Source organism: Aeromonas sp. R2-4 (assembly GCF_040908365.1).
GTDB classification, from domain to species: Bacteria; Pseudomonadota; Gammaproteobacteria; order Enterobacterales; family Aeromonadaceae; genus Aeromonas; species Aeromonas veronii.
This window is the reverse complement of the sequence record NZ_JBFODO010000042.1, coordinates 37,672-44,403: the sequence shown is the minus strand read 5'-3', so window position 1 is coordinate 44,403 and position 6,732 is coordinate 37,672. Positions and strand designations below refer to the sequence as shown.

Sequence of the window (6,732 nt, the reverse complement as noted above, 5' to 3'; positions counted from 1 at the left end):
GCTGAAGGTGCGCAGAGTGAGCCAGCTGCCAGCGCGGAGACCCGCGACATGACGGTAGCCAAGAGCGAAGTAACCACCAGCCAAAGCGATACGGCTGCAAGCGAAGCGGTCGATCCCAAGAAGGCCGCTATCGCCGCAGCCATCGCCCGGGCCAAGGCCAAAAAGCTGGCCCAGCAGGGCGAAAGTGCCGGAGCTGAGGGTGAGCGCGCACCGGCTGAGCCGATGCAAAACGATGCAGCCAGCAGTGAGCAACCACTTGCCGTCACTGCCGTGCCTGAAGCGAACGCCCCTGCGGCTGATGCCCCGGTTGATCCGAAAAAAGCGGCCATTGCAGCCGCGGTGGCCCGCGCCAAGGCGAAGAAGCTGGCAGCCGAGGCAGCCAGAGCCGCAGAGACCGCCGCTGAAGATGCCCCGTCAGCCGACCGAACAACCACAAGGTAATCGACAGACTCATGTTCAATATTGCGACTGCGCCGTTTGCCCATAACCGCAAACAGACCCGAACCCTGATGCTGCTGGTGATCCTGGCCTGCGTGCCGGGCTTGCTGGCCCAGACCTGGTTCTTCGGCTGGGGCTCCTTTATCCAGATCCTGCTGGCGCTGGTCACTGCGCTGCTGTGCGAGGCGCTGGTGCTCAAGCTCCGTGGCCGCGCCATCCAGCCTGCCCTGATGGATGGCAGTGCGGCGCTCACCGCCGTGCTGATCGGTCTCTCCCTGCCGCCGCTGCTGCCATGGTGGATGCTGGTGGTGGGCACGGCCTTTGCCATCATTGTTGCCAAACACCTTTACGGCGGACTGGGTCAGAACCTGTTCAACCCGGCCATGGTCGCCTATGTGCTGCTGCTGGTCTCCTTCCCGGTGCAGATGACCAGCTGGCTGCCGCCGGAGAGCGTGCGCGCCTACAGCCTCGGCTTTGGTGATGCGGCGTCGGTGATCTTCACCGGCTTTAGTCTCGACGGCTACAGCATGGCCCAGCTCAAGCAGGGGGTGGATGGTCTCACCATGGCGACCCCCCTCGATACCCTGAAAACCGGCCTGACTCAGGGACTCACCACAGGCGAGATCCTGAGCGGCCCGCTGTTTGAGGGTTGGGGCGGAATCGGCTGGAGCTGGGTCAACCTCGGCTATCTGCTGGGCGGCCTCTTCCTGCTGCAGCAGAAGGTGATCAACTGGCGCATTCCTACCGCCATTCTCGTTGCCCTGCTGGCGGCCTCCACCATCGGCTATCTGGTGAGCCCGGATGCGACCGCCACGCCCATGTTCCATCTATTCAGCGGCGCGACTATGCTGGGAGCCTTCTTTATCGCCACCGATCCGGTCAGCGCCTGCACCACGCCGCGCGGCCGACTGGTCTATGGCGTGCTGATCGGGGTGCTGGTCTACATCATCCGCCGCTTTGGCGGCTATCCCGATGCGTTCGCCTTCGCCGTGCTGCTGGCCAACCTTTGTGTGCCGTTTATCGACAGCCTGACTCGTCCGAAGGTATACGGAGCCCGTCGCCAATGACCAAGACGATAACGCCGAAACGTATCGAGTGCTGCTGGCCAACCTCTGCGTTGCCCATTTTTATCGACACGCTGACTCGCCCGAAAGTGTATGGAGCTCGTCGCCAATGATGTTTCTGCCCTTTTCCCCCATCACAGCTGACGGAGCCCGGACATGTTAAAGAGCATGCGCAAGAACGGCCTTATTCTGGCGATGTTCGCGCTCGGCTGTACCGCGCTGGTGGTACTGACCAACGAGCTGACCAAGGATAAAATCGCCCACCAGCAGCAGCTGGAGAAACAGCAGACCCTCTCGGTATTGCTGCCAGAGGGGAGCTATGACAACGATCTGGTGGCCAGCTGCAAGCAGGTGACCAGCAGGAAGTATCTCGGCAGCGATCAGCCGCAAGCCCTCTATACCGCCAGCAAAAATGGCGTGGTAACCGGCTATGCGCTGGAGGCGATCGCGCCGGATGGTTACAGCGGGGCGATCCGCATCGTGGCGGGCTTTGATGCCAAGGGCACCATCACAGCCGTGCGCGTGCTCGCTCACAACGAGACCCCGGGCCTCGGTGACAAGATCGAGCTGAAAAAATCGGACTGGATCAACAGCTTTGCCGGAAAATTCCTGACTCATGACAACGAGCCCCAGTGGGCGGTGAAGAAAGATGGCGGTGAATTCGATGCCTTTACCGGCGCCACCATCACCCCGCGTGCCGTGGTCAAGGCGGTGAAGAACCTGCTGAAACTGCAGCAGGAGCAACCCGAACTGCTCAGCAACGCCCCGGCTTGTCCGGCGGCGAACTAACGGAGTCGAGCCATCATGAACCAGATGGAACAGATTGAAACGGGCGCAGCCCCGATTGCCGAGCTGGAAAGCCGCAAGGGCGAGCTCAAGGAGCTGATGAGTCAGGGGCTCTGGAAGAACAACCCCTCGCTGGTGCAGGTGCTGGGGCTCTGCCCGACCCTCGCCGTCTCCTCCACCTTTACCAATGCGCTGGGGCTGGGCCTTGCCACCATGGCGGTGCTGGTCTGCTCCAACCTTGCGGTCTCGCTGGTGCGCAACTGGGTGCCGAAAGATATTCGCATCCCGGTCTATGTGATGATCATCGCCTCGCTGGTAACCAGCGTGCAGCTGCTGATGAACGCCTACACCTATGGCCTCTATCAGGCGCTCGGCATCTTTATCGCCCTCATCGTCACCAACTGCGTCATCATCGGCCGCGCCGAGGCCTATGCCTCCAAGAACCCGCCGCTGCTGGCGGCCCTCGATGGCCTGATGATGGGCCTTGGCTTTACCCTGGTGCTGCTGGTACTGGGCGGCATGCGCGAGATCATCGGCATGGGTACCCTGTTTGATGGCGCCGAGCTGCTGCTGGGCGAGTGGGCCAAATCCCTGCGCATCGAGCTGTTCCACGCCGATGCCAGCCTGCTGCTGGCGATTTTGCCGCCGGGCGGCTTTATCGGGCTGGGGCTGCTGATCGCCGCCAAGAACGCCATCAACGACTGGCGGGACCGCAAACAGGCCGCTACCGTAGCCCACTGCAACGTTGCCCCGGCCCGCGTCCGGGCGACCGAACTATGATCGGACGCAAGGCATGAACAACCAGAAACGCAGAGAGATCCTCGAGCGGCTGCGGGAAAACAACCCCCACCCCACCACAGAGCTCAACTTCAACTCGCCGTTCGAGCTGTTGATCGCCGTGCTGCTCTCGGCGCAGGCGACCGATGTCAGCGTCAACAAGGCGACCGACAAGCTCTATCCGGTGGCCAACACCCCGCAGGGGATGCTGGATCTCGGGGTGGAGGGACTCAAGGAGTACATCAAGACCATTGGCCTCTTCAACACCAAGGCCGAGAACGTCATCAAGACCTGCGCCATCCTGCTGGAGCGTCACGGCGGTGAGGTACCGGAGAACCGCGAAGCGCTGGAAGCCCTGCCGGGCGTCGGCCGCAAGACCGCCAACGTGGTACTCAACACCGCCTTTGGCTGGCCCACCATCGCCGTCGATACCCATATCTTCCGGGTCTCGAACCGTACCGGTTTTGCGGTGGGCAAGAACGTGGATCAGGTGGAGGAGAAGCTGCTCAAGGTAGTGCCCGCCGAGTTCAAGCTGAATGTCCACCACTGGCTGATCCTGCACGGACGTTACACCTGTCTGGCTCGCAAGCCCCGTTGTGGTTCCTGTATCATCGAGGACTTGTGCGAGTACAAAGAGAAGGTCTATCCCGACAACTGATAGCCTCGCAACCGAGATTGAAAGCAGTACACATCACCAACCCGGAGAACTGAGCAATGAGAATTCTGCATACCATGCTGCGTGTCGGCGATCTGCAACGCTCCATCGACTTCTACACCCGTGTCCTTGGCATGAAGCTGCTGCGCAAGAGCGAGAACAGCGAGTACAAGTACACCCTGGCCTTCGTGGGCTACGGTGACGAGAAGGATGAAGCGGTGATCGAGCTGACCTACAACTGGGGGGTGAGCGAGTACGAGCTGGGCTCAGCCTATGGCCACATCGCGCTGGAAGCGGACGACATCTACGCCACTTGCGACGCCCTGCGTGCCGCCGGTGCCAAGATCACCCGTGAACCGGGCCCGGTCAAGGGTGGCACCACCGTCATCGCCTTCGTCGAAGATCCGGACGGTTACAAGATTGAACTGATCGCCAAGAAAGATGCCGGTACAGGGCTGGGTGACAGCTTCTAAGCTGCCCTAATCCCACAGCCTAATGGCAGGATCAAAAAAGAGCGCAGATGCGCTCTTTTTTATGCCTCTTTGCCGGGGACGGCGCTAGATCTCGCCATTGCGCCCCATGCTGATCACCACCCGCCGGTTCTTGGCACGACCCTGCTCGGTTTCGTTGGAGGCGACGTGCTGCTTCTCACCATGCCCCTCCACCGAGATCTTGCCGGGATCGATCCCCAGATCGACAAACACCTTCTTGATGGCATCGGCCCGCTTCTCGGAAAGTTTCAGGTTCGGCCAGCGGCCGCCATAGCTGTCGCTGTAGGCGTCGATCACCACCACGTCGATGCTCTTGTCCGCCTTGATAAACTCGCTGATCATCGCCAGCCGCCGCTTGGAGGGAATGGAGAGCTGATCACTGTTCTTGTCGTAGGTAAGCACGCTAAAGGCGATGTCATTGAAGCTGTAGGGCAAGAGCCCACTCAGGCAGTCGATAAAGGCCTGATATTTCACCCGAAAGTTGACCGACGAGAGGGACACCCGCACCGCGCGGTTCTGGCGATACCAGTCCCGATACTGGAAGGTCGGCATCCGCCCCCCCTCCAGCTCGTCGAGCATGGTCCAGGCAGTCTGCCCCTCCACCAGTCCATCAAACTGCTGATAGAAGCGCAGTTGACTCACTTCTCGCCCGGCTATTCCCGGGCGCCATACCGGTGGCATGATGCCAAGGCTCACCGTCTGGGTCTGGGCCTGTGGCCGCTTCCCCTTGAGCTCGAAGTCGAGGTTGATCTTGCGACCGGCACGACTGACAAAAGCCCCCGTTCCCCAGTTGGGAATAGGATGCTCGAGGCGACACTCAATCTGGGTATCGGAGGTCAAACGCCAGACGGATTGATCCAGACCGGCACCAAATTCGGTGACCCCAGCCTGTAACTGCATACTCACGGATATGCTGACCAACCCCAACACCCAAGCGTTCAATTGCTTGTCCTCCACACGATCTCACAAGAGATATCGGCGGCAAGAGGCCAAGCTTTAGCGACAAACTGCAAAGGCGTGCCGTTGGTGTGGCAAAGGCTTGCCCCCAAGCGGCGCTCACTCTCCCCCTCTTTGCTCCGTGCCAACCGGCAGGAAGCTCGCTACAGTAAAATCAGGGCAATCAGACGCCGCTTATCGGGAACCAAACTCATGCACAGCTCTTGCTCCTCTTTATTGCAGATGTTGTTGCCAATGCTGCTGGCGCTATCCGGCAGCGCCGTCAAGGCCGCAACACAGGATCAGGAGTGGGCACAGGAGCGCGCCAATGCGGTGCTTTCGCTGATGACCTTCACCGTGGTGCCCGACATCACCGCCAGCAACCTCGATATCGGCAGCGGCACCAATCAATCTGCCGCCCTCAACATGACCCAGCTCGGCGGCGGCGCCACCATGAGTGAAGCCGTGCCCATCTATCTGGAAGGGGCGATCGGCTTTAGCCGCTACGATCCCCAGTTTGTGGTGAGCAACGGCACAGAGAGCCGCACCCTCCCGACCAAATGGAACAGCCTGACCGCCTCTGGCGGGATCGGCTGGGATATCGCCCTCCATGAAGACCCGCGCGGTGGCCACTGGGTGCTGCGCCCCATCGCCAACGTCTCGCTCGGTACCATGGCCAGCGATCTGCGGATCGGCAACTGGCTGCTGGAGCGCACCAAGGGCTATTCGCTGGATTTTCTCGATGGTGGACAGCTCAATATGTACGGACTGGGGGGCTCGCTAATGCTCGACTACGAGCTCTTTTCAAAGACGCAGGATATCGATGTCGAAGTGCGCTACTCCTACCAACACCTGCAGAGCTTTGGCAGTACCTCGACCAGCGTCAGTGGTCACGCCGAGGCGGAGAACCTCGGTCTCTATCTGCGCCGCCGGGCCCCGCTGTTTGACTGGACACTGCTCGACAGACCGGTGCGCTATGTACTGGAGGGGGCCCATACCGCATATCTGGGGGAGCAGCGGGGGTTGCTTGGCTTTGACTCCCTCAACTCTATCGGCGCCGGTCTGGAGCTGGACAGCAGCAAATACGACATCATAGTCACCCGTACCCGGCTGGTTGCCCGCTATATGTTCAGCCACAACACCAGCGGTTATTCCATCGGGTTGGCCATGAGTTTCTAAGTCGTTATATTTTCCTGCCACGAGTGGGCAATCCTCAGGGAAAGCACATTAACAATCCATATAATCATGCCCTATTGACGGAGGGTTTATTTATCCTGCCCCTTTCATATGCCTCACCACCCAGTCATATCAGGTAAAAATATCTTCCTGCTGGTAGGCTAATTTCCCCCTCGCACACCGAATATTGGAGTTTTTTGTCTGTGTATTTACGGCGCGCAATGGCTGATTGGTCCTGTGATGTCGCCAGCCTGTGCCCGCTTGCAACAGGAAAAATACCAAACGCCCGACATCACGGACCGATGGCCAACCTTATTAATACCCATAAGGAACCATTTGGATGATCCCCCATCTTTTGCACAGTGACTTGAATCACACCTAACTCATTGTTTTAAATGATTTATAGTTT

Annotated in this window: 7 protein-coding genes and 1 pseudogene; 7 read left to right on the top strand and 1 reads right to left on the bottom strand. The window is 59.8% G+C overall.

The window, feature by feature from the left end; all coding sequences use genetic code 11:
* The 6 genes and pseudogenes from AB5Z05_RS16365 to gloA form a co-directional block, all read left to right on the top strand.
* Positions 1 to 441: pseudogene (locus AB5Z05_RS16365) on the top strand (electron transport complex subunit RsxC); the annotation flags it as partial.
* Positions 442 to 452: 11 nt separating this feature from the next.
* Entirely contained in the window at positions 453 to 1,505 is a 1,053-nt protein-coding gene (gene rsxD, locus AB5Z05_RS16360; RefSeq protein WP_368152223.1) for an electron transport complex subunit RsxD, read from the top strand.
* A 153-nt stretch (positions 1,506 to 1,658) separates the two neighbouring features.
* Positions 1,659 to 2,291, top strand: a complete 633-nt coding sequence (rsxG, locus tag AB5Z05_RS16355) for an electron transport complex subunit RsxG (protein WP_005359614.1) — start codon at positions 1,659 to 1,661, stop codon at positions 2,289 to 2,291.
* A gap of 24 nt (positions 2,292 to 2,315) precedes the next feature.
* Positions 2,316 to 3,068, top strand: a complete 753-nt coding sequence (locus AB5Z05_RS16350) for an electron transport complex subunit E (protein WP_041202329.1) — start codon at positions 2,316 to 2,318, stop codon at positions 3,066 to 3,068.
* Between the two features lie 13 nt (positions 3,069 to 3,081).
* Positions 3,082 to 3,723 (top strand): endonuclease III, encoded by a 642-nt coding sequence (nth, locus tag AB5Z05_RS16345; RefSeq protein WP_368152222.1) that lies wholly within the window; start codon positions 3,082 to 3,084, stop codon positions 3,721 to 3,723.
* 56 nt (positions 3,724 to 3,779) lie between these two features.
* On the top strand, positions 3,780 to 4,193 hold the full coding sequence (gloA, locus tag AB5Z05_RS16340) for a lactoylglutathione lyase (RefSeq protein WP_005347113.1): 414 nt from the start codon (positions 3,780 to 3,782) through the stop codon (positions 4,191 to 4,193).
* Between the two features lie 84 nt (positions 4,194 to 4,277).
* On the opposite strand, the gene AB5Z05_RS16335 is transcribed toward gloA, so the two are convergent.
* On the bottom strand, positions 4,278 to 5,153 hold the full coding sequence (locus tag AB5Z05_RS16335; RefSeq protein ID WP_005337611.1) for an OmpA family protein: 876 nt from the start codon (positions 5,151 to 5,153) through the stop codon (positions 4,278 to 4,280).
* A 207-nt stretch (positions 5,154 to 5,360) separates the two neighbouring features.
* Between AB5Z05_RS16335 and AB5Z05_RS16330 the strand changes: the two genes are divergently transcribed.
* A complete protein-coding gene (locus AB5Z05_RS16330) occupies positions 5,361 to 6,326 on the top strand; it encodes an autotransporter domain-containing protein (protein WP_323936021.1) in 966 nt (321 codons plus the stop codon).
* Positions 6,327 to 6,732: the final 406 nt, after the last annotated feature.

Excerpts from the sequence above, each read along its gene's own strand:
- nth (WP_368152222.1), top strand. The coding sequence starts at position 3,082 with ATGAACAACCAGAAACGCAGAGAGATCCTCGAGCGGCTGCGGGAAAAC.
- gloA (WP_005347113.1), top strand. The coding sequence starts at position 3,780 with ATGAGAATTCTGCATACCATGCTGCGTGTCGGCGATCTGCAACGCTCC.
- rsxD (WP_368152223.1), top strand. The coding sequence starts at position 453 with ATGTTCAATATTGCGACTGCGCCGTTTGCCCATAACCGCAAACAGACC.
- AB5Z05_RS16330 (WP_323936021.1), top strand. The coding sequence starts at position 5,361 with ATGCACAGCTCTTGCTCCTCTTTATTGCAGATGTTGTTGCCAATGCTG.
- AB5Z05_RS16350 (WP_041202329.1), top strand. The coding sequence starts at position 2,316 with ATGGAACAGATTGAAACGGGCGCAGCCCCGATTGCCGAGCTGGAAAGC.
- rsxG (WP_005359614.1), top strand. The coding sequence starts at position 1,659 with ATGTTAAAGAGCATGCGCAAGAACGGCCTTATTCTGGCGATGTTCGCG.